Origin of the sequence: Sphingomonas sp. Leaf208, assembly GCF_001421415.1 — a bacterium.
Classification (GTDB): Bacteria; Pseudomonadota; Alphaproteobacteria; order Sphingomonadales; family Sphingomonadaceae; genus Sphingomonas.
The window spans coordinates 46,874-67,978 of sequence record NZ_LMKH01000039.1; the positions used below are offsets into that span (position 1 = coordinate 46,874).

Consider the following 21,105-nt stretch of genomic DNA (forward strand, 5'->3'; position numbering starts at 1 on the left):
GGCTGCTTGTAACTTGGTACGCCAGCCAACCGACCGACCCACCCCCAACCCCTCCCTTCCAGGGAGGGGGGCAGATTAGTGCTCAGGCTCGACAGGAACGCTTTCCACCGGGACAACAGCATCCGGCCCGGTCTCCACCACACCCGTCTTGACCATGACCCGCTGCGCAATCATCGGCCGCAACCGCACCCCGACACAGATCACAGTCGGCCAGAGCAGCGTGTTGATGATGTCCAGCGAGGTATCCTCCCAGCGCCACGAGCCGAAGTTCAGCCGGTCCATGATCTCGTTAAACGCCTCGCCGGCGACGACCACCCACCATGGAATGAACGTCCCGAACGACCGCCGCGTGATCAGCCGGGCAATCATCAGCAGCGCCATGCCCGCGTGAATGTGAAGGATGATGTCCGGCAGGCCGGTGCCGTCGCCGATCGCGTCGATCATCTGGTGATAGAGTTTGGGGATCAACGCGCTGCTCCAGGCCCGGCGATGCTGCGATGCACCATCGATCTTATACGGGCCTCACTCGGGGGCGGCAATCGGCGGGGGCGAGACGCCCAGCATCAGCGGTTTCAGGTCGCCGATGGTCGAGTCCAGCCAGGCTATGAAGCGATCGATCCGCGCGATCCGGCGGACGTCGCGGTGGACGACGAGCCAGAACGAGCGCTGGATGTCCACCGTTTCCGGCAGCACGCGCACCAGTCCCGGCATTTGGTCGCCGATAAAGCACGGAAGTATCCCACACCCCGCGCCTGCCGCGATCAGTCCAGCCTGTGCGACGATGCTCGAACTGCGGATCGAGGCATCAAGCCGCCCGTCGATCTCCGCCAGATAGCGGAGCTCGGGCGCGTAGATCATGTCGGGCACGTACCCGATCAGCCGGTGCCGCATCAGGTCCGCGGTGGTCGCGATCGGTCCCGACCGTGCGAGGTGATCGGGATGCGCGTAGAGGCCGAGGTGATAGTCGGTGAGCTTCCGAGCGACCAACGGCCCACTCTTCGGTCGCGCCAGCATCACCGCGATATCCGCCTCTCGCCGTGAGGGATTGAGGAAGCCGGTCGACGCGATCAGGTCGACCGCGATCCGCGGATGCTGGTTGGTGAATGACGCGAGCCGTGGGGCGAGGATGCGGCTGCCGAAGCCTTCCGAGACGCTCAATCGGATTGGGCCGGCGAGTACGCCTGCATCGGTGCCGACGACCTCCTGAATCCCGAGCGCGGAGGCCTCCATCGTCTCGGCATGGTCGAGCAACGCCGCGCCGCGCTCGGTCAGTGCGTAACCCGCCACGGTCTGCTCGAACAATGTCGTCTGGAGTCGCCGCTCCAGCCGCTGCAGGCGCCGCGAGACCGTCGTCGCGTCCTGTCCCAGCAGTTTTGCGGCTGGCCCAAGCCGGTGCGTGCGCGCCAGAGCGAGGAAATACCGGACGTCGTCCCAATCCATGAACGCCTCACCCTATACTGCATATTCGCAGAGCGATTCTGCAAACAACCCCGCTTGGCTGCGAAACGCTTATGCCCGACGGTGCGTGCAACAAGAAGAGGATGCCATGCGGACGATCGAGAATTTCGTTAGCGGTGCGGCCAGCACGGCCGAGCGCTTCGGTGATGTATTCGACCCGAATTCGGGCGAGGTGCAGGCGCGCGTGCGATTGTCGGGCGCGACCGATCTGGACCGTGCGGTCGCTGCCGCGCAGGAGGCGCAACCCGGCTGGGCGGCGACCAACCCGCAGCGTCGCGCGCGCGTGATGTTCGAGTTCAAGCGGCTCGTCGAAGCGAACATGGACGAACTCGCGCGGATGCTCTCGTCCGAGCACGGCAAGGTGATCGCGGATTCGAAGGGCGATATCCAGCGCGGGCTCGAGGTGATCGAGTTCTGCTGCGGCATCCCGCACATCCTCAAGGGCGAATACACGCAGGGCGCCGGGCCGGGGATCGACGTATATTCGATGCGCCAGCCGCTCGGTATAGGTGCGGGTATCACGCCGTTCAATTTCCCGGCAATGATCCCGCTGTGGATGTCGGGCGTAGCGATCGCCACGGGCAACGCGTTCATCCTCAAGCCGTCCGAGCGCGATCCGTCGGTGCCGGTGCGGTTGGGCGAATTGTTTGTCGAGGCGGGGCTGCCCGAGGGCATCTTCCAGGTCGTCCACGGCGACAAGGAAATGGTCGACGCGATCCTCGATCACCCGGCGATCTCGGCGGTGAGCTTCGTCGGGTCGTCCGACATCGCGCATTACGTGTACCGTCGCGGCGTCGAGGCGGGCAAGCGCGTCCAGGCGATGGGCGGCGCGAAGAACCACGGTATCGTCATGCCCGACGCGGACCTCGATCAGGTCGTCGCCGACCTGTCGGGTGCGGCGTTCGGGAGCGCCGGCGAGCGCTGCATGGCGCTGCCGGTGGTGGTGCCGGTGGGCGAGAAGACCGCGATCGCGTTGCGCGAGAAACTGATCCCGGCGATCGCGGCGCTGCGCGTTGGCGTGTCGACCGACAACGATGCGCATTACGGGCCGGTGGTGAACGCGGCGCATCGCACCCGGATCGAGAACTGGATCCAGACCGGCGTCGACGAGGGCGCGGAACTGGTCGTCGACGGGCGTGGGTTTGCGTTGCAGGGCCACGAGAAGGGCTTCTTCATCGGGCCGTCGCTGTTCGACCACGTGACCACCGAGATGTCGGCGTACAAGGAAGAGATCTTCGGGCCGGTGCTCCAGATCGTCCGCGCCGCCGACTTCGAGGAGGCGGTGCGCCTGCCGAGCGAGCATCAATACGGCAACGGCGTCGCGATCTTCACGCGCAACGGTCACGCGGCACGCGAGTTCGCGGCACGAGTGAACGTCGGGATGGTGGGGATCAACGTGCCGATCCCGGTGCCGGTGGCGTATCATACGTTCGGTGGCTGGAAGCGCTCGGCGTTCGGCGACACCAACCAGCACGGCATGGAGGGCGTGAAGTTCTGGACCAAGGTCAAGACGATCACGCAGCGCTGGCCGGACGGGTCTGCGCTGCCGGCGATGGCCGAGGATGGTGGGCCTGCGCGCGATAACGACGCGTTCGTTATTCCGACGATGGGGTGATTGGGTGCGGTCTGCCTCCTCCGTCATCCTGACGAACGTCAGGACCCAGAGCCACGGGCGTAGGGGCTCGTGGCTCTGGGTCCCGGGTCAAGCCCGGGATGACGGCCGGGGGAGCGGATCGAAGCCCCAATCCTCTGCCAGATCGCGCCACGTCGGATTGTCAGCTTCGATCAGTTCGATTTTCCAGGCGCGGTGCCAGTTCTTCAACTGCTTCTCGCGAGCTATGACCCCCTCCATCGTGTCCGCCATCGCGAACCAAACGAGCCGTTTGACGCCGTACATTCGCGTAAAGCTGCCAAAGGATCCGGCACGATGCTGAACGATCCGCGCCATCAGGTTGGACGTGACGCCGATGTACAGCGTCCCGTTGCGCCAGCTTGCGAGGATGTAGACAGCCGGTTGCCGATCCACGTCATTTCCCCCAATCGTCATCCTGACGCACGTCAGGACCCAGAGCCACGAACACCGGCGTCCGTGGCTCTGGGTGCCGGGTCAAGCCCGGCATGACGGAGATAGGACCACGATGAACCAGTTCACCTCAAACCAGTTCGACCTCACCGACGACCAGCGCGAGATCCAGGAGCTGGCGCGCCGCTTTACCGCAGACCGGATCACGCCGCATGCGGCCGAGTGGGACGAGAAGCACATCTTTCCGCGCGATACGATCAAGGCGGCGGCCGAGCTCGGCTTTGCGGCGATCTACGTCAGCGAGGAGAGCGGAGGGATCGCGCTTGGGCGGCTCGAAGCGGCGCTGATCATGGAGGCAATGTCGTACGGATGTCCTTCGACGTCGGCGTTCATCAGCATCCACAACATGGCGGCGTGGATGATCGACCGGTTCGGTTCGCAGGCGGTGAAGGACAAGTATCTCCCCAGCATGGTGACGATGGACCGGCTTGGCAGCTATTGCTTGACCGAGCCGGGGTCGGGTTCCGACGCGGCTGCTCTGAAGACGCGAGCCGTCCGCGACGGCGACGACTGGATCGTGACGGGCTCGAAGCAGTTCATCTCGGGTGCGGGCGAGAACGAGGTGTATGTCACCATGGTCCGCACCGGTGAGGACGGGCCGAAGGGCATCTCGTGCCTGGTGATCGAGAAGGACATGCCGGGCGTGTCGTTCGGCGCGAACGAAAAGAAGCTCGGCTGGCATTCGCAACCGACGCGGCAGGTGATCTTTGACGGCGTCCGCGTGCCGGCGGCGAACATGGTTGGCGGCGAGGGCGAGGGCTTTCGGATCGCGATGATGGGGCTCGATGGCGGGCGGCTGAACATCGGTGCGTGCTCGCTCGGCGGTGCGCAGCGGTGTCTAGACGAGGCGATCGCGTATACCAGGGACCGCAAGCAGTTCGGGAATGCGATCGCGGATTTCCAGAACACGCAGTTCATGCTGGCGGACATGGCGACCGAATTGGAGGCGGCGCGCGCGTTGCTTTACATGGCGGCTGCGAAGGTGACGGCGAACGCGCCCGACAAGACCAAGTTTGCGGCGATGGCGAAGCGGCTGGCGACGGACACGGGGTCTTCGGTGGTCGACCGTGCGTTGCAGCTGCATGGCGGGTATGGGTATCTGCAGGATTATCCAATCGAACGCTTCTGGCGTGATCTGCGGGTTCATTCGATCCTGGAGGGGACGAACCAGGTCATGCGGATGATCGTCGGTCGCGAGCTGACGCGGCAGTGAGTCCGCGCAGCTTTGCTCATTCCTTCCGCTCCGCGCCTCCGCGTCTCCGCGTGAAAAGATCCTTGGTTCACGCGGAGACGCGGGGGCGCGGAGATGGTGCTTTGGAGGTGACCGCGTGACCGATGATCTGATCGTCGAGAGTGAAGGGCCTGTCGGCCGTATCCGGTTGAACCGTCCGAAGGCTTTGCACGCTCTGAACCTCGCGATGTGCGAAGGCGTGCTTGAGGCGCTGGAAGCTTGGCGTGGCGATGCGGCGGTCGAGGCGATCGTGGTCGATCATGCGGAGGGACGCGGGTTCTGTGCTGGCGGGGATATCCGCATGCTTGCGGCCTCGGGCGCGACCGATGGCGTCGAGGCGCGGGCGTTCTTTCATGCTGAGTACCGCATGAACCATCGGCTGTTCACCTATGCCAAGCCGATCGTCGCGTTCATGGACGGGATCACGATGGGCGGCGGCGTCGGGCTTGCGTTGCCGTGCCGGTTCCGGGTGGCGACCGAGAACACCAAGTTCGCGATGCCGGAGACGGGGATCGGGTTGTTCCCGGATGTCGGTGGCGGCTGGTATCTGTCGCGGTTGCTGGGGCGGATCGGGCAGTATCTGGCTCTGACCGGGCACCGGCTCGATGGTGCGGAGTGTCTCGCGCTTGGGTTGGCGACGCAGTATCTGGCTAGCGATACGCTTGATAGCGCCAAGGCGCGGATTGCGGAGACTCCGCAGGATATCGCGGGCGTGTTGGACGCGTTGGCGACGTCGGCACCCGATGCGAAGATCTTGGCTCGCAAGGACGAGATCGACCGGCTTTTCGCTTCAGACGTGCTGGAGGAGATCTACGCTGTGCTCGACGCCGATGGCGGGGAGTGGGCGACTCAGACACTTGCGACGCTGAAGACCAAGTCGCCGCAGACGATGAAGGTGTCGCTCCGGCTGCTCCACGAGGGCGCTGGGATGGCGAGTTTCGCCGACGAGATGCGGCAGGAATATGCGGTCGGTGCGCATGTCGTGCAGCGGCATGACTTCATCGAGGGCGTGCGGGCAGTGATCGTCGACAAGGACAATGCGCCGCGTTGGGACCCTGCGACGCCCGAGGATGTGACCGATCATGTGATCGACCAGATCTTCGCGCCGTTGCCTGAGCATGAGGCGTGGACGCCCGGCTGATCCGTCTAAATGTTCTCCCGCGAAGGCGGGAGCCCAGACTGGGTCCCCGCCTTCGCGGGGATACAAGGAGTAAGTGAATGACCTACGAAACCATCCTGGTCGAGCAGCGCGGCGGCGTTACGCTTGTCACGCTGAACCGGCCCCAGGCGTTGAACGCATTGAACTCGCAGGTGCTCGCCGACCTGATCGCCGCGTTTGCCGCGTTCGATGCGGACCCGTCGCAAGGGTGCGCCGTGCTGACCGGCTCGGCCAAGGCGTTCGCGGCGGGGGCGGACATCAAGGAGATGCAGTCGCAAGGCTTCGCGGAGATGTACGCGAGTAACTTCTTCGCAGGCTGGGAAAATTTCACGCGAACGCGCAAGCCGATCATTGCGGCGGTGGCGGGCTATGCGCTCGGCGGCGGGTGCGAACTGGCGATGATGTGCGACTTTATCCTCGCGGCGGATACCGCCAAGTTCGGCCAGCCCGAGATCAAATTGGCGGTGTCACCTGGCATGGGCGGATCTCAGCGCCTCACGCGCGCGGTCGGCAAGGCGAAGGCGATGGAGATGTGCCTGACCGGGCGGATGATGGATGCCGCCGAAGCGGAGCGCTCGGGGCTGGTCTCGCGGATCGTGCCGGCGGACGAGTTGGTCGAGGAGGCGGTGAAGACGGCGACGACGATCGCGGCGATGGCGCCGCTGGCGGTGCTGGCGAACAAGGAAATGGTCAACGCGGCGTTCGAGACGGGGCTCGCGATGGGTGTCCAGTTCGAGCGGCGGCTGTTCCACGGGCTGTTCGGGACCGAGGACCAGAGCGAAGGCATGGCCGCGTTCGTCGAGAAGCGCGCCGGGACCTGGACGGGGAAATGATCGTAGTCCCCCTCCCGCTTGCGGGAGGGGCTAGGGGAGGGCGCGACGTACGTACCGGCGTCCGGTCTGTGAGAGCCAACCCCTCCCGTGAACGGGAGGGGAGCAAAATTAGGAGAGAGAACATGGCACGGATCGGTTTCATCGGGCTCGGCAACATGGGCGGCGGCATGGCGGCGAACCTCGCCAAGAAGGGCCACGACGTTCGCGCGTTCGATCTGAGCGTCGACGCTTTGGACAAGGCGAAGGCCGCAGGCTGCCTGCCGGTCGCCTCCGCGCAGGATGCCGCAGACGGTGCCGAAGCGATCGTGACGATGCTCCCCGCCGGCAAGCATGTCGCCGAGGTGTACGACGCGCTGTTCGCGGTCGCATCGCCGTCCGTAATCCTGATCGACTGTTCGACGATCGACGTCGCCACCGCCAAGCAGGTCGCCACCGCCGCGCAAGCCAAGGGTCTCGTCGCGGTCGATGCGCCCGTCTCGGGCGGGATCGGCGCCGCGAATGCGGGGACGCTGACCTTCATGGTCGGTGGCTCGGCGGAAGCGTTTGACCGGGCGCAGGCGATCCTCGCCGACATGGGCAAGGCGGTCATCCACGCGGGCGCGAACGGTGCGGGGCAGGCGGCGAAGATCTGCAACAACATGATCCTCGGCGCGACGATGATCGCGACTTGCGAGGCTTTCGTGCTGGCGGAGAAGCTCGGGCTCGATGCGCAGGCGTTCTACGACATCGCGAGCGTGTCGTCGGGGCAGAGCTGGTCGATGACGACCTATGCGCCGCTGCCCGGTATCGGTCCCGAGACGCCCGCCGACCACGACTATCAGGGCGGCTTTGCGGCGGCACTGATGCTAAAGGATCTGCGGCTTGCGATGGCGGCGGCAAAGGACACCGGCGCGGATACGCCGATGGGCGCTAAGGCTGCCGAGCGTTACGAAGCGTTCGCCGAGGCCGGGCAGGGTGGGCTCGACTTCTCGGCGATCATCCGCACGCTCTGACCCTCAGAGAAAGCGGATCAGCATCAGCAGCAGGCCGAGGATCGACACCGTCCAGCTCAGGCTGCGGACATATTTGATGCCGAACAGATAGAGCGGAATGTAGGCGATCCGCGCGCCGAACCAGAGCCATGCGCCGATTGCACCGATGCCGCCAGTGCGATCGGTCACCGCCAGTCCCAAAGCGAGCGCGATGAAGACCGGATAGGTTTCCTGGAAATTCTTCAGTGCGCGTTCGGCGCGACCGGCCATCTCGCCGAGCGGCTTCTGCTCGCCATCGCGGGGCCCAGCGTTCCAGTCGAGCCCGCGGTCGCGCGTCGCGGTCTGCCCTTGGATCATGACGTACGCGAATAGCAGGACCGTCGACCAGCCCAGCAGCAGCATTTCGGTGGATAGGTGCGTCATGATCGATCTCCGCAGGGCAGCGGGTCTCGAACGCCGCTATGCGCGCGAGGTTGCGCTCTGTTGCAGGGGGATGGCTAGCTGCTGGGCATCGCGGGCGCGGTGGAACGCCCGGTCTGCGTCGTCGATCGCGCCGAGCAACGCGCCGAAGCACGGCATCTCGTCGATCGGATAGACGCGTGAAAGGTCATGGCCGAGCGCGAAAACATCGCGCTGCGTGAGCAAACCGATCGCAACGATGCGGTCTTGATCAGGCAAATGTCAGGCTCCGGTTGTGTAACACACGTTAACACACTGCAGCGGTTATGTATCATTCTTGTCGGACAAAGAGACCAAGCGAGCCTTAGCCGAGGCCAAGCCGTTCGCGCGCCTGCCAACGGGCGATCATCAGAACCGATACGACCGCCAATCCGGTCGCGAGCCCGGTCCAGATACCGACGCCGCCCCAGCCGCCGCCGAATGCCAGCCACGCACCGACGCCGATGCCGATCCCCCAATAGCCGATCGCGGCGAACAGCATTGGCACCTTGGTATCGCCCAGCCCACGCAACATGCCTGCGCCGATCACCTGTGCGCCGTCGACGACCTGGAATACAGCAGCGACCGCGAGCAGCGAGATCGCCAGCGCGACGACCGGTGCGTTGGCCGGCGCATCGACATCGAGGATGATGCCGATCAGCAGTTGTGGCGCGAGGATCAAGAGCGCAGCGGTCAGCACCATGAAGCCTTCGCCAATCGCGAACGCCGCCCAACCAGCGCGCCCTATGCCGGCACGGTCGCCACGCCCCGACGCCAAGCCGACGCGGATCGTTGCCGCCTGCGCGATGCCGAGCGGGACCATGAAGGTGACGCTGGCGATCTGGATCGCGATCGCATGCGCGGCGAGCGGCACGGTGCCGAGCAACCCCATCAGGAACACCGCCGCGATGAACACGGTCGATTCGAACCCGAGCGTGATCGCGATCGGCAGGCCGAGTTTCCACACGGCACGGTAGCGTGGCCAGTCGGCGCGCCAGAACCGGCCGAGCAGGCGATAGCGGCGGAACGGCCTTGCGTAGACGATGACCGCCGCCATCGCGACGAAACTCAGGCCGTTGGCGATGCTGCTCGCCATCCCCGAGCCGAGCAGGCCGAGCGCGGGGAGGCCGGCGTGGCCGAAGATCAGCAGCCAGTTGAGCCCGGCATTGACGACCAGCAGCCCGACCATCACCACCAGCGACCAGGCGGGTTTCTCGAGCGCGGCGACGAATGCGCGGAGCACTAGGAAGCAGAGGCTGGGCAGCATCCCCCACATCACTGCGCGGACGAACCGCGCTGCCTCGTGCGCGAGCAGCGGATCCTGGTCGAGCAGGTGGACTAGGATTGGCTCGGCATTCCACAGGATGATCCACGAGGGGATGCAGAGCGTGGCGGCGACCCAGATCGTCTGGCGCACCGTCCGCCGGATATCGCGCACCGCATGCGGCCGCGCCCCGCGCTCGCGCGCGATCATCGGCACGGCGGCGGTGGTGAGGCCCATGCCGAAGATCAGGAAGACGAGGTAGAGGTTGAGACCCAGCGTCGCCGCTGCCAGCGTATCCGATCCAAGCCGCCCCAGCATTGCTACGTCGGTCGCGCCGACCAGCGCCTGCGCGAGGTTGGTCGCTACCAGCGGCCAAGCGAGTTTCAGCGTCGCGGCGAATTCGGTACGCCAGGGGCGGGGCGGGGTGGACGTCATGCGCTGGCTTTAGCTTGGTTGGGGGGCTTGTCGATTGCTCCCGTCGATCCTCCCCCTGTCAGGCAAGCGCGTGAGGTGACGGAGGGTGAAAACGCGCCGCTATGGTTGTCCATGCCGCCCCCTCCGTCAGCGAAGTGCCTGCCACCTCCCCCTGGCGGGGGAGGATTGATAGGGCGCGATGCAGTGTGAAAGGTGCTGGGGCAATCACGCGATGCTCCCCAACCACTCCGTCATCCTGACGAAAGTCAGGATCAAGGGTAACGGGTGGTGCCCTGTTTGGCTCTGGATCCTGACTTTCGTCTGGATGACGGGGAGCGCGCGCGCTGACGTCCGACCCCACGCTGGTCTCTATCCTACCGCATCAACCCGGCAGCGCGGAGGGCGTTCTCGATCGTCGCCTGAATACCGGGGGCTTCGGCGCGGGGTTTCGATGTGGCCTTCGGCGAGACGGGGATCGCGATCTTGGCGATGCGTTCGACCGGTGCCGCCTTGGCTGCGGTTTCCACCCCCGCCGCCGCAACTAGGCCGCAGGACTTTGCGATCACCGCCGTGCTGGAAATCCCGACGTCCAGCATGAACGGCCCTGCGGCCCCCAAGCGCTCGCCGCGCAACGGATCGATCGGCGTGCCGTGGCCCATGCCCGGGACGGTCCAGTCTTCGACGACATCGCGGCCTTCCGCGTCCGACCAGATCCGGTGGACGGCGGTGCCTACTCGCTCGGTGCGCACGGCCTTCGCATCGACGCCGTGGATACCGCGCCATTGCCGCGCGATGATGTCCGCGTTCGCTACGCTCACCGTCGCGTCCGCGCCGCCGTGCCAGATCGCGAGCGTCGGCCAGCGTCCGTGGTGTCCACGCGCGCCGCTCCGAACCGCGTCGGCCAGCGCGGCGTCGCTGGTGTCGCCGTGCCCGCGCATCCGGTCGAGCGCCTGCGACACGCCGGTCGCGGTGCCGTAGGCCAGCCCGCCGATCACCGCGCCGCCTGCGAACAGGTCGGGCCGCGTGGCCAGCATCGCCACCGTCATCGCGCCGCCCGCGGACAGCCCGGTGACGTACACGCGGCTGCGGTCGAGGCCGTGGCGGGCGATCATTGTCTCGGTCATCTGCGCGATCGATTCGGCCTCGCCGCCGGCCTGCGCGGTGTCTTCCGACGCGAACCAGTTGAAGCAGCGGTTGGGATTGTTCGCGCGCGTTTGCTCGGGGAAGACCAGCGCGAAACCGGCGCGATCGGCGAGCTTCGACCAGCCTGATCCGTGGTCATAGCCCGCCGCGGTCTGCGTGCAGCCGTGCAGGACGACGACTATTGGCGCGCCCGGTGGCAGGTTGGCGGGAACGTAGCTGAAGCCGAGCAGCGCACCCGGGTTGGTCCCGAATTCGGTCAGTGGCGTCAGGCGGCTGGGCGCAGTGTCGCGCGGCGTCGGAGCTCCGGCGCGCGCCATGCGCGCTAGGGTATCGGCGATGTTTCTCACGGTAATCGAGCCTTTCGTCGCCAGCGTACTCGGCCGCGATCTTATCTCAACGTCGCACGTACATCATTTGTTGCTGCAGTGCAGCAAGAGCGTCAGGATCAATGCCGGATTGCGTCGCATGCTTCAGCGATCGCCGCATAGATCCCGTCGAGATCGGGGTCGTCGATGCAATAGGGCGGCATGACATAGACGGTGTTGCCGAGCGGCCGGAGCAGCAGGTCGCGCTCGCGGAAGAAGGCGAGCAATCGCGGCCCGATCTGCGAGAGATAGCCGTCCTCGCCGCGGAGTTCGACCGCGGTGATCGTGCCGATCTGCCGCGCGTTGGCGATGCGCGGATGCTCGGCAAGCGCGGCCAGCCGCGAGGCTTGGCGCGTGGCAAGGTCGGCGATCCGGTCGCGCACCGGTTCGTCGCGCCAAATCGCGAGGTTCGCGTTGGCGGCGGCGCAGGCGATCGGGTTGGCGGTGTAGCTCGACGAGTGGAAGAACATGCGCGCGCGGTCGGTGCCGTAATGCGCCTGGTAGATCGCCTCGGTCGCCATCGTCACCGCGAGCGGGATCGCGCCACCGGTCAGCCCCTTCGACAGGCAGAGGATGTCGGGCACGACGCCAGACTGTTCGCAGGCGAGCAAGGTGCCGGTACGACCCCAGCCGGTCATCACCTCGTCGGCGATGAACAGGACGTCATGCGCGGCACAGATCCGCCGCATCTCGGCGAGGATGTGCGGCGCGTAGATGTGCATTCCGCCGGCGCCGAGCAGCAGTGGCTCGACGATGAACGCGGCGGGGTGTGCGGCGCAGGCTTTCTCCAGCGCGTCGAGCGTTGCTTGCTCGCACCCGGCGGCGGGGAAGGGGATCGTGCCGACGTCGAACAGCAACGGCGCGTAGGCGCGGTTGTAGACGCCGCGTGCGCCGACCGACATCGCGCCGATCGTGTCGCCGTGATAGCCGTGCTCCATCACGAGGATGCGGTGGCGATCTTCGCCGCGGTCTAGCCAGTAACCGAGCGCCATCTTCAGCGCGCACTCGACGCTGGTCGAGCCCGAGTCCGAGAAGAAGACTCGCGTAAGGTCCGGCGGCATGATCGCGGTCAGTCCGCGCGCGAGGTCTTCGGCGGGCTGGTGCGTCCAGCCGGCGAAGATGATCTGGTCGAGCTTGCCCGCCTGCTCGGCGATCGCCGCCATGATCTTCGGGTTGGCATGGCCATGCGTGGTGACCCACCAGGACGAGATCGCATCGACGATCCGTCGACCGTCGGACGTGTAGAGCGCGGCACCTTCGGCATGCGTGACCAGCGGGATCGGCTCGCGCAGGCCGTGCTGCGTGAACGGATGCCAGACGGGGGAGTCGGTCACCGGAACGCCTCCAGATCGAAGTTTGCGGCGAACGCCTCGGCCAGGGTGGCGGCGTTGAGCGGATCAAGGCGGGGTAGGCGGCCCAGGCGGCGGACCTTGCCGAGTGCCGCGATCGTCGCCTCGCTATCCTCGACCGCATCGCCGACGAAGGCGATGCCGAGGATGGGGACGCTGCGGCTGCGCAGTGCCTCGATCGAGAGCAGGCTGTGGTTGATCGTGCCGAGCCCGGTGCGCGCGACGAGCACGACTGGCTTGTTCCACCGCGCGAACAGGTCTGCGAAGATCAGCTCGCGCGTGACGGGGACCATCACGCCGCCCGCGCCCTCGACCACCAGTGGGCCATCGACCTCTGGCAGCGCGAGACGGTCGGGATCGATCGTCACGCGGTCGATCTCCGCGGCTAGATGCGGCGAGCACGGCGTCGTCAGCCGGTATGCTTCGGGCAGCACGTGGTCCGCAGGAACGCCGAGCGTCACGACCGACGCTGCGTCGCTGCCGCCTGCGAGCCCGGCCTGCACCGGCTTCCAGTAGCGCGCGCCGAGTGCGGCGGTGAGCCCGGCGGCGAACACGGTCTTGCCGATATCGGTGTCCGTCCCGGTAACGACGATCGTCATTGCAATGCCTCTTCCATGACCTCGGCCAAAGCCTCGATATCCGCAACCATCGCGTTGAGCGTCAACGAAATCCGCAACCGCGATCCGCCCTCGGGCACGGTCGGCGGCCGTATCCCGCGCACGTCGAACCCCGCCGCCTGGATCGCGCCCGCCACATGCATCGTCCGCGCGGCGTCCCCCAACACCAGCGGCAGGATCTGCGAGCCCGTTGCCGCGACGCCGTAGGGTGCGAGCACGCGCTCTGCCGTGGCGATCAACGTCCAGAGCCTCTCCCGGCGCCCCGGTTCGTCCGCGACGATCCGCAGAGCCTCGCCGACCGCCAGTGCCATCAGCGGCGACGGTGCGGTCGAGAAGATGAACCCGCGGCCGCGATTGACGATGAACTCGCGCATCACAGCGGGCCCGCACAACAGCGCGCCCTCGCACCCCAGCGCCTTGCCGCAGGTACGCAAGGTAATTACGTTCTCGCGACCGTCCAGCGCTTCGGCCAGCCCGCGGCCGTCGGTGCCGAACACACCCGTCGCGTGCGCTTCATCGATGAGCAGGACGGCGTCGTGGCGGTCTGCGATTTCGGCGAGCACTGCGAGCGGAGCCTGGTCGCCGTCCATGCTGTAGAGGCTCTCGACCGCGATCCACACGCGCCCTGTCCCGCCCGACGCGCGCCACGCGACGATCGCGTCCTCGACCGCATCGGCATCGTTATGCGCGGCGGCGACGAAGGTCGCCCTGGTGAGCCGCATGCCCTCGTGCGCGCTGGCGTGGATCAGCGCGTCGTGGACGATCAGGTCGCCGCGTTGTGGCAGCGTCGCGAACAGGATCGTGTTGGCGACATACCCGCTCGCGAAGAACAGCGCGGCCTTAGTCCCGAAGAACCGCGCGGCGTCCGCCTCCAGCGCCTCATGCTCGGGCGCATTGCCGCGCAGCAACCGCGACCCACCCGATCCGACCGGCACGCCGCGCTGCAATGCCTCGGTCATTGCCGTGCGAAGCCGGTCCGATCCGGCGAGTCCGAGATAGTCGTTCGAGGCGAAGTCGACGCCTGTACGCGGCCGGAGCGATCGGTACCGGTCGGTGGCCGTCAGTCTGGCGAGGTCTCGTTCCTGTTCGGCGAACATCATCGCGCCGCCCTAAACCCTGCGCGCCGCGAAGACGATCCCTGTGTCCAGTCTTAGGTCTAACCCGCGTTCCACATCTCGATGAACGTCTTCGCCCGCGCGCCGACGTCCGCGGCGGACATGCCGGGTGCGAACAGGGCCGAGCCGAGGCCAAAGCCAGCCGCGCCGGCCTTGCGCCAGTCCGCCATCAGTTCCGGCGCGATCCCGCCGACCGGCAACACGCGCGTGTCCTTGGGGAGGATCGCGCGCATTGCCTTCAGTACCGCGGGGCTGGCGGCTTCGGCGGGGAAGAGTTTCAGCGCGGCGGCACCGGCGTCGAGCGCAGCGAACGCCTCGGTCGGAGTCGCGATGCCGGGGAGCGCGACATAGCCCTTGTCCGCGGCTGCAGCGATCACGCGGACGTTCGCGTTGGGGGCGATGATCAGCGTGCCGCCCGCGGCGCCGACCGCCTCGACGTCCTCGACGCGCAACACTGTGCCCGCGCCGACGACCGCGCGGCCCTCGAACCGGCGCGCCAGTCGGGCGATGCTGTCCAGCGGATCGGGCGAGTTCATCGGCACTTCGAGGATCGTGAAGCCGGCCTCGACCAGCGCTTCGCCGATCGCTTCGACTTCGTCGGGCTTCACGCCGCGGAGGATCGCGATCAGCGGGCATTTCGCGAAGGCGTCGTCAAAGGCTTGGCGGTTGGTCATGCTGCAAGATCCTGGATGCGGGTGATGCCGGCGACGAACGCGGCCTGACTGTCTATATGGTGCGACGCGCCGCCGAGCGCATCGATCGCGCTGGCATACAGCGCGCCGAGGGTTGCGTCGGCTAGGATGTGGACGGTCGCGCGGGGCTCGATACGCGCGGCGGTATCGGCACCGATCAGCAGCCCGCTCGCGAACGAGGCGGCGTTCGTGTCGTCGGCGATCCCGAGTACGCCGCGCGCGCGGATCGCGAACAGGCTGGCGGCGAGATCGCGCTTTGCGCCTTCCGCAACGCCTTCGAGGAACGCTGTGCCCGGCTCGACCGGATGGCCGAGCTGGCGCGACAGGACGCCGTGCGCACGGAGCAGGGCGAAGAGTTCGCCGGTCATTGCCGTCGTGAACCGGGCGATCCTGCCGCCCTCTACGGTCGCCCATTTGCAGTGCGTGCCTGGCTGGCAGAGCAGCGCGTCCGCTGGCACCAGTTCTGCGGCGATCGCGCCCAGCAGTTGGACCTCCTCGCCGCGCATCACGTCGGCGTGCAATCCGTCGCGGTACGACAGTCCGGGGACGATCGCGGTCCGGTCGTCGATCCGGTCGAGCGCGGCGGCAACCTCTGCAAGTCCTGCGGGGGCGGCGACATAGGGCACGCTACGCCAGCCGATGTTCGATCCGACCATCCCCGCCAGCAGCATCGGAAGGTCGCCCAGCCGTTCGCGGATACCCGCAACCTCGGCGTCGTACTCGTCGGCCGCTACGGCCGCGGCGCCACGGTCGTCACGCTCGGTCGCGACGACGGCACCGTTCTCGATCCGGAACGCGCGCCGATTGGTGGTGCCCCAGTCGACTGCAATGAAAGGCCGCATAACTCTACCTCGACGTCGTCGCGAGCTTGACGGTTTCGTCCGTATCCGCCCGCATTGTCGCTAATTGTACGATGAATGCCGCAAGCCTTCCACCGGATATCGTTGCGGCGCGTTGCAAGACGCGTGACACCAGGAGCGCGTTGCGCCAAAACCCGGCCGATGGCGACCGATACGACAGACTCCGACGTTCTTCCGGCCACCGCGATCTTGGGCCGTAATCTGACGCATGGGATGCTCGACACGCTCGGGCGGGCGATCGTCACCGGACGCTACGAAAACCGTCCGTTCCCGACCGAAGCGGAGATCGCCAAGACGCACGGCGTGAGCCGATCGGTGACTCGCGAGGCGGTGAAGATGCTGACTGCGAAGGGCCTGGTCAGCGCGCGGCCGCGGCAGGGGACCGTCGTGCAACCCGCAAGCTCATGGAACCTGTTCGATACCGACGTGCTGCGCTGGACGCTGGAGCGTAAGTTCTCGGTCGAGTTGCTGCGGCACTTCAATCAGTTGCGCGTCGCGATCGAGCCGGAGGCCGCGGCCCTGGCGGCGCGGTTCGGCGATGCGGCCGACGAGGCGGCGATCCGCAACGGGCTGGCGCAGATGGAAGCGGGCGAGGCGGGAACGACCGATCCGCTTGAGGCCGACATCGCGTTTCACATGGCGATCCTGCGGGCGTCGAAGAACCCGTTCTACGCGCAGTTCCAATCGGTGGTCTCGACCGCGCTGCGGACGTCGATCCGCTTCACCAACCGGATCAAGGGCCGTTCCGCCAATATCCCCGATCACGCCGCGGTGGCGGACGCGATCATCGCACGTGACCCCGCCGCGGCGCGGATCGCGATGACGCGGATCATCGGCGACGTGCTGACGCTGATCGGCGAAGAATAAATACCGTTATACTGTAACTGAGAGGGTTTTAATGGCGACCGAGGCAATGTCTGCGAAGCCTATCCGGCTGGCGATCATCGGCGTTGGCAAGATCGCACGCGACCAGCATCTGCCGGCGATCGCGAACGATCCGCGTTTCGAACTGGTCGCGGCGGTCAGTCGCAATGCGGTGGTCGACGGCGTCGATAATTATCACGACATCGCCGAACTGCTCGCGGCCGGGCATGACCTCGATGCCGTGTCGATCTGCACGCCGCCGGTCGGCCGCTCGGCGATCGCGATGGCGGCGCTCGATGCCGGACTGGACGTGATGATGGAGAAGCCGCCCGCCGCAACGCTGTCCGAAGTCGCGCGGATCGAGGCGCATGCGATTGCCGCCGGTCGTTCGCTGTTCGCGACCTGGCACTCGCGCGAGGCGGCCGGCGTCGCGCCTGCGCGCGCGTGGCTCGCCGATCGCACGGTCGAGCGCGTCACGATCGCATGGCGCGAGGATATCCGGCGCTGGCACCCCGGCCAGGACTGGATCCTGGAAGCAGGCGGGTTCGGTGTGTTCGATCCCGGCATCAACGCGCTGTCGATCGTGACCGAGATCCTCCCCGGCGACTGGGTGGTGCATCGTGCGGACCTGCAGGTGCCGGAAGGCCGGATGTCGCCGCTGGCTGCCGATATCGATCTCACCTGCGGCGACATCCCCGTCACGGCGGCGTTCGACTTCCTGCACGAAGGCCCGCAGCAATGGGACATTGTCGTCGAGACCGACGGCGGTACGCTCAAGCTGAGCATGGGCGGCGCGATTCTGGAGGTCGACGGCGAGGTGACCGAGGCGCCAGACGCGGAATATCCCGGGCTCTATGCCAAGTTCGCGGCGCTTGTCGGCTCGCGCTCGAGCGATGTGGACGTTACGCCGCTGCGGCTCGTGGCGGACGCGTTCCTGGTCGGACGACGGACGATCGTTCCCGCCTTCGCATGGTGATCGAATACCCTGATCGAGGATAGTATCGCCGGAACGCACGCTGCCTGCATCACGTTCATCCTCGAAACAAGGATGCGTATCGGTGCTTCAGGTCAGTCAAGACGTCGAGAATATGGATATCGCGCCAGCGATTGCGGCGAAGCCTAGCGCAGTGGCACCGCTTGCGGCGGCGATCGTCGAGCGCTTGTCCGGCGGGAACCTCGTCTACGTCGCGGCGGACGATCAGCGTGCGACGGAGATCGCGACCATTGCGGCGGCGCTCGCGCCCGATGCGCTGGTCGTCCACGTGCCGTCGAGCGATGCGCTGCCGGGCGATGACGCGCCGGCATCGCCTGCCAATGTCGGACGTCGCGTTGCGGCGTTGCGGCGGCTGCGCGCGGGATCCGAGAGTAAGGCGGCACCGATCCTGGTGGTGACGACTGCCGAGGCGACGGCGGTCCGCTATCCGCCACCGCCGATGTTCGACGTAGCGCCACCGCGGCTCCAGGTCGGCGATCCGATCGATATCGAGGCGTTTGCCGCGATCGCCGAGGAGGTCGGCTACCTGACGGACGATCGGATCGACGAACCCGGCGAGATCGCAGTCCGCGGCGGCGTGATCGACGTGTTCCCCGCCGATCGCGAAACCCCGGTCCGAATCGAATTCGCCGATGGACGCATCACGGGGTTGCGTGATTACGATCCGGTGTCCCAGCTCGGCCTAGGCGACGTCGACGTCGTCGAGATCGGCCGCGCGACCGAGCCTGTGGTCGAGAAGGGCGTGTCGATCCTCGCGCATCTGCCGGACGCGGCGATTGCGTTCGACCGGGATGCGGAAAAGCGGCGAGATCGGTTTCTTGCCATCGCCGCGGATGGCCTGCCCCGGCGTCGCGCCTCCGCCGATCTTGTCCTCGACAAGGTCTGGGCAGCCGAGATTGCGAAGCGTGAAACGGCCGCGTTCGACGTCGGCGACGAAATGCCCCCGCGGTTCATCGAACGGCGCGATCCGGCGCGCGCGTTCGCCCGGTTCGCGAAGGACGCACTCGCGGATAGGCGTCTGCTCGTCGTGGGATCGCCGCGCGACCTGCGGTTCCTCCAGCCCAGGCTCGAGCGGGCGGCGAAGATCACCTTCACGTCGGTCGATCGCTGGACGGACGTCGTTTCGGCCAAGCCCGGCACCGCAATGCTGCTGGTCGCCCCCGTCGATCGCGGGTTCGTCGCCAGTGGGACCGCGGTCGTCGCCGGCGCGGACCTGCTCGGTGGGCGCGCGCGTGGCGACGAGATCGCAGGCGGCAGCGCCGGCATGTTGCCGGGGCTGACGAGCGAGCTGCGATGCGGCGACGTGATCGTCCACGAAGAGTTCGGGATCGGCGTCGTCCGCGGGCTCGAAATGCTGCCGGGGACCGACGGCGACGCGATCGTCCTGGAATATGCCAAGGAAGGCCGCCGCCTAGTGCCGGTGCGCGAGGCCGACCGGATCTGGCGGTACGGCGCGGAGATCGACGCGGTCACGCTCGATTCGCTCGACGGCGCGTCGTGGCAGAAGCGGCGAGGCGCTATCGATGCCGCGATTGCCGAAAGCGCGCGAGACCTCGCAGCGATCGCTGCGGAACGCGACGCACGGACGACCGATCCGATCGAGCCCGACCGTGCCCGGTACGAGAAATTCGCCGCCGGCTTCGCCTTCACCGAGACGCCGGATCAGGCAAAGGCGATCGCGACAACGCTGGCGGACCTGGCGAGCGGCAAGCCGATGGACCGGCTGATCATCGGCGACGTAGGCTACGGCAAGACTGAGGTCGCGTTGCGTGCCGCTGCTGCCGTCGCACTGGCCGGGCGCCAGGTGGCGATCGCCGCGCCGACCACGGTGCTGGTCCGTCAGCATATCGAGACGTTCTCGAAGCGGTTCGAAGGGACCGGCGTGGCCGTCGCCGGCCTGTCGCGGCTGTCGAGCACTGCGGAGAAGGCACGGGTTCGGGCGGGGCTTGCGGACGGATCGATCGGCGTCGTGATCGGCACGGGGGCGATCGCCGGCAAGGGTGTCGCGTACAAGGATCTCGCGCTCGTCGTGATCGACGAAGAGCAAAGGTTCGGCGCGGCCGACAAGGCCAAGATGCATGCGCTGGGGGCGGGGCATGTCCTGACGCTCTCCGCAACGCCGATCCCGCGGACGCTGCAATCCGCGATGATCGGGCTGCAGGGCTTGTCGGTCATCGCCACCCCGCCGGCACGTCGCCAGCCGATCCGTACGTCGGTGGCGCAGTTCGACGACGCGACGGTGCGCGCGGCGCTGCGTCGCGAGCGGGCGCGCGGTGGACAGAGCTTCGTCGTGGTGCCGCGGATCGACGACATGGCGCCGCTAGCCGCCAAGCTGGCCAAGCTCGTGCCCGAACTCGGGCTGGTGCAGGCGCATGGGAAGATGCCGGCGGGCGAGATCGACGAGGCGATGGTGGCGTTTGCGGCGGGCGACGGCGACGTGCTGCTCGCGACGAACATCATCGAGGCCGGGCTCGACGTGCCGCGCGCGAACACGATGATCGTGCATCACGCGGACCGGTTCGGGCTGTCGCAGCTGCATCAGTTGCGCGGCCGCGTCGGTCGCAGCGGACGGCGGGGGCAGGTGATGCTGCTGACCGACGGCGAGGCGACGATCGCCGAGGCGACGCTGAAGCGGTTGCGGACGCTGCAGGCGTTCGACCGCCTGGGCGCGGGCTTTGCGATCAGCGCGCGTGACCTCGATCTGCGAGGTGCGGGCGATCTGGTCGGCGAGGCACAGGCGGGTCACATGAAGCTGATCGGGATCGACCTGTACCAGCATCTGTTCGGCCGCGCGTTGCGGCTGGCGCGGATCGACCGCGAAGGCGGTGCGCCGATCGACGACTGGATTCCCGAGCTGCACCTCGAACTGGGCGGCAGCCTTCCCGAAGCGTGGATCCCCGAGATGGAGGTCCGGATGTCGCTCTATGGCCGGCTTGCGCGGCTTGAGGATGTCTCGGCGCTCGACCTGTTCGAGGCCGAGCTGGATGATCGATTCGGCAAGGCGCCCGAGGCGGCGCTGCGACTGTTGCAGGTGGCGCGTATCCGGATGATGGCGCGTGAGGCGGGCGTACGACAGATCGACGCGGGTCCTGCGGCGATCGCGTTCACGCCGCACGACCGGACTGCCGCAAAACCGCTCGACGATCTGGTCGAGAAGAACGGGCGCTGGATCGCCGCCGAGGGCATTGCCGACCCGATCGCGCGGGCAGGGCGGATCGAGGAACTGCTGGACGCGCTGATCGGCTAGGCGCGTTC

Annotated in this window: 20 protein-coding genes; 8 read left to right on the forward strand and 12 right to left on the reverse strand. The window is 67.1% G+C overall.

Annotated elements, in window-relative coordinates:
* Positions 1-75 precede the first annotated feature (75 nt).
* Complete coding sequence (locus ASE69_RS20780) at positions 76-444, reverse strand: hypothetical protein (RefSeq protein WP_235519029.1); 369 nt, start codon at positions 442-444, stop codon at positions 76-78.
* A gap of 78 nt (positions 445-522) precedes the next feature.
* Positions 523-1,440 (reverse strand): LysR family transcriptional regulator, encoded by a 918-nt coding sequence (locus ASE69_RS20785; RefSeq protein WP_056491082.1) that lies wholly within the window; start codon positions 1,438-1,440, stop codon positions 523-525.
* A 106-nt stretch (positions 1,441-1,546) separates the two neighbouring features.
* On the opposite strand from ASE69_RS20785, the gene ASE69_RS20790 reads away from it, so the two are divergent.
* Entirely contained in the window at positions 1,547-3,073 is a 1,527-nt protein-coding gene (locus ASE69_RS20790; RefSeq protein WP_056491085.1) for a CoA-acylating methylmalonate-semialdehyde dehydrogenase, read from the forward strand.
* Positions 3,074-3,160: 87 nt separating this feature from the next.
* On the opposite strand, the gene ASE69_RS20795 is transcribed toward ASE69_RS20790, so the two are convergent.
* The gene (locus tag ASE69_RS20795) at positions 3,161-3,484 is read right to left on the reverse strand and encodes a GIY-YIG nuclease family protein (RefSeq protein ID WP_056491088.1); all 324 of its coding nucleotides are present in this window, start codon (positions 3,482-3,484) and stop codon (positions 3,161-3,163) included.
* Between the two features lie 112 nt (positions 3,485-3,596).
* Here ASE69_RS20795 and ASE69_RS20800 point away from each other — a divergent pair, with 112 nt between their 5' ends.
* The 4 genes from ASE69_RS20800 to mmsB all read left to right on the forward strand — a co-directional run bounded on the left by ASE69_RS20800 (position 3,597) and on the right by mmsB (position 7,756).
* On the forward strand, positions 3,597-4,754 hold the full coding sequence (locus ASE69_RS20800) for an acyl-CoA dehydrogenase family protein (protein ID WP_056491091.1): 1,158 nt from the start codon (positions 3,597-3,599) through the stop codon (positions 4,752-4,754).
* Positions 4,755-4,869: 115 nt separating this feature from the next.
* Positions 4,870-5,913: an enoyl-CoA hydratase/isomerase family protein gene (locus ASE69_RS20805; protein WP_056491094.1), complete on the forward strand. Its 1,044-nt coding sequence runs from the start codon at positions 4,870-4,872 to the stop codon at positions 5,911-5,913.
* A 77-nt stretch (positions 5,914-5,990) separates the two neighbouring features.
* Positions 5,991-6,764: an enoyl-CoA hydratase gene (locus ASE69_RS20810; protein ID WP_056491097.1), complete on the forward strand. Its 774-nt coding sequence runs from the start codon at positions 5,991-5,993 to the stop codon at positions 6,762-6,764.
* Positions 6,761-7,756, forward strand: a complete 996-nt coding sequence (gene mmsB, locus ASE69_RS20815) for a 3-hydroxyisobutyrate dehydrogenase (protein ID WP_156362457.1) — start codon at positions 6,761-6,763, stop codon at positions 7,754-7,756. Before ASE69_RS20810 ends, mmsB begins: the two co-directional genes overlap by 4 nt.
* A gap of 3 nt (positions 7,757-7,759) precedes the next feature.
* Here mmsB and ASE69_RS20820 read toward each other — a convergent pair whose 3' ends face one another.
* The 9 genes from ASE69_RS20820 to ASE69_RS20860 all read right to left on the reverse strand — a co-directional run bounded on the left by ASE69_RS20820 (position 7,760) and on the right by ASE69_RS20860 (position 15,974).
* Positions 7,760-8,158 (reverse strand): MAPEG family protein, encoded by a 399-nt coding sequence (locus tag ASE69_RS20820; RefSeq protein ID WP_056491103.1) that lies wholly within the window; start codon positions 8,156-8,158, stop codon positions 7,760-7,762.
* A gap of 36 nt (positions 8,159-8,194) precedes the next feature.
* Positions 8,195-8,413, reverse strand: coding sequence for a hypothetical protein (locus tag ASE69_RS20825; RefSeq protein ID WP_056491106.1), 219 nt, complete (start codon positions 8,411-8,413; stop codon positions 8,195-8,197).
* Between the two features lie 85 nt (positions 8,414-8,498).
* Positions 8,499-9,872 carry an MATE family efflux transporter gene (locus ASE69_RS20830; protein WP_056491109.1) on the reverse strand — a complete coding sequence of 458 codons (1,374 nt, stop codon included), beginning with the start codon at positions 9,870-9,872 and terminating at the stop codon, positions 8,499-8,501.
* A gap of 353 nt (positions 9,873-10,225) precedes the next feature.
* On the reverse strand, positions 10,226-11,311 hold the full coding sequence (locus ASE69_RS20835) for an alpha/beta hydrolase family esterase (RefSeq protein ID WP_156362458.1): 1,086 nt from the start codon (positions 11,309-11,311) through the stop codon (positions 10,226-10,228).
* Positions 11,312-11,439: 128 nt separating this feature from the next.
* On the reverse strand, positions 11,440-12,693 hold the full coding sequence (locus ASE69_RS20840) for an adenosylmethionine--8-amino-7-oxononanoate transaminase (protein ID WP_056491116.1): 1,254 nt from the start codon (positions 12,691-12,693) through the stop codon (positions 11,440-11,442).
* Positions 12,690-13,307 (reverse strand): dethiobiotin synthase, encoded by a 618-nt coding sequence (bioD, locus tag ASE69_RS20845; RefSeq protein ID WP_056491120.1) that lies wholly within the window; start codon positions 13,305-13,307, stop codon positions 12,690-12,692. The genes ASE69_RS20840 and bioD overlap by 4 nt, the downstream gene beginning before the upstream one ends.
* On the reverse strand, positions 13,304-14,425 hold the full coding sequence (locus ASE69_RS20850) for an 8-amino-7-oxononanoate synthase (protein WP_056491123.1): 1,122 nt from the start codon (positions 14,423-14,425) through the stop codon (positions 13,304-13,306). The genes bioD and ASE69_RS20850 overlap by 4 nt, the downstream gene beginning before the upstream one ends.
* 56 nt (positions 14,426-14,481) lie before the next feature.
* Positions 14,482-15,114 (reverse strand): 2-dehydro-3-deoxy-6-phosphogalactonate aldolase, encoded by a 633-nt coding sequence (locus ASE69_RS20855; protein WP_056491126.1) that lies wholly within the window; start codon positions 15,112-15,114, stop codon positions 14,482-14,484.
* Positions 15,111-15,974, reverse strand: a complete 864-nt coding sequence (locus ASE69_RS20860; RefSeq protein ID WP_056491128.1) for a 2-dehydro-3-deoxygalactonokinase — start codon at positions 15,972-15,974, stop codon at positions 15,111-15,113. The genes ASE69_RS20855 and ASE69_RS20860 overlap by 4 nt, the downstream gene beginning before the upstream one ends.
* 159 nt (positions 15,975-16,133) lie before the next feature.
* Between ASE69_RS20860 and ASE69_RS20865 the strand changes: the two genes are divergently transcribed.
* From ASE69_RS20865 to ASE69_RS20875, 3 genes are all read left to right on the forward strand, one after another.
* The gene (locus ASE69_RS20865; RefSeq protein WP_056491131.1) at positions 16,134-16,859 is read left to right on the forward strand and encodes a FadR/GntR family transcriptional regulator; all 726 of its coding nucleotides are present in this window, start codon (positions 16,134-16,136) and stop codon (positions 16,857-16,859) included.
* A 31-nt stretch (positions 16,860-16,890) separates the two neighbouring features.
* Entirely contained in the window at positions 16,891-17,832 is a 942-nt protein-coding gene (locus ASE69_RS20870; protein ID WP_235519032.1) for a Gfo/Idh/MocA family protein, read from the forward strand.
* A gap of 82 nt (positions 17,833-17,914) precedes the next feature.
* A complete protein-coding gene (locus ASE69_RS20875) occupies positions 17,915-21,097 on the forward strand; it encodes a TRCF domain-containing protein (protein ID WP_321163595.1) in 3,183 nt (1,060 codons plus the stop codon).
* The last annotated feature ends 8 nt before the right edge of the window (positions 21,098-21,105 follow it).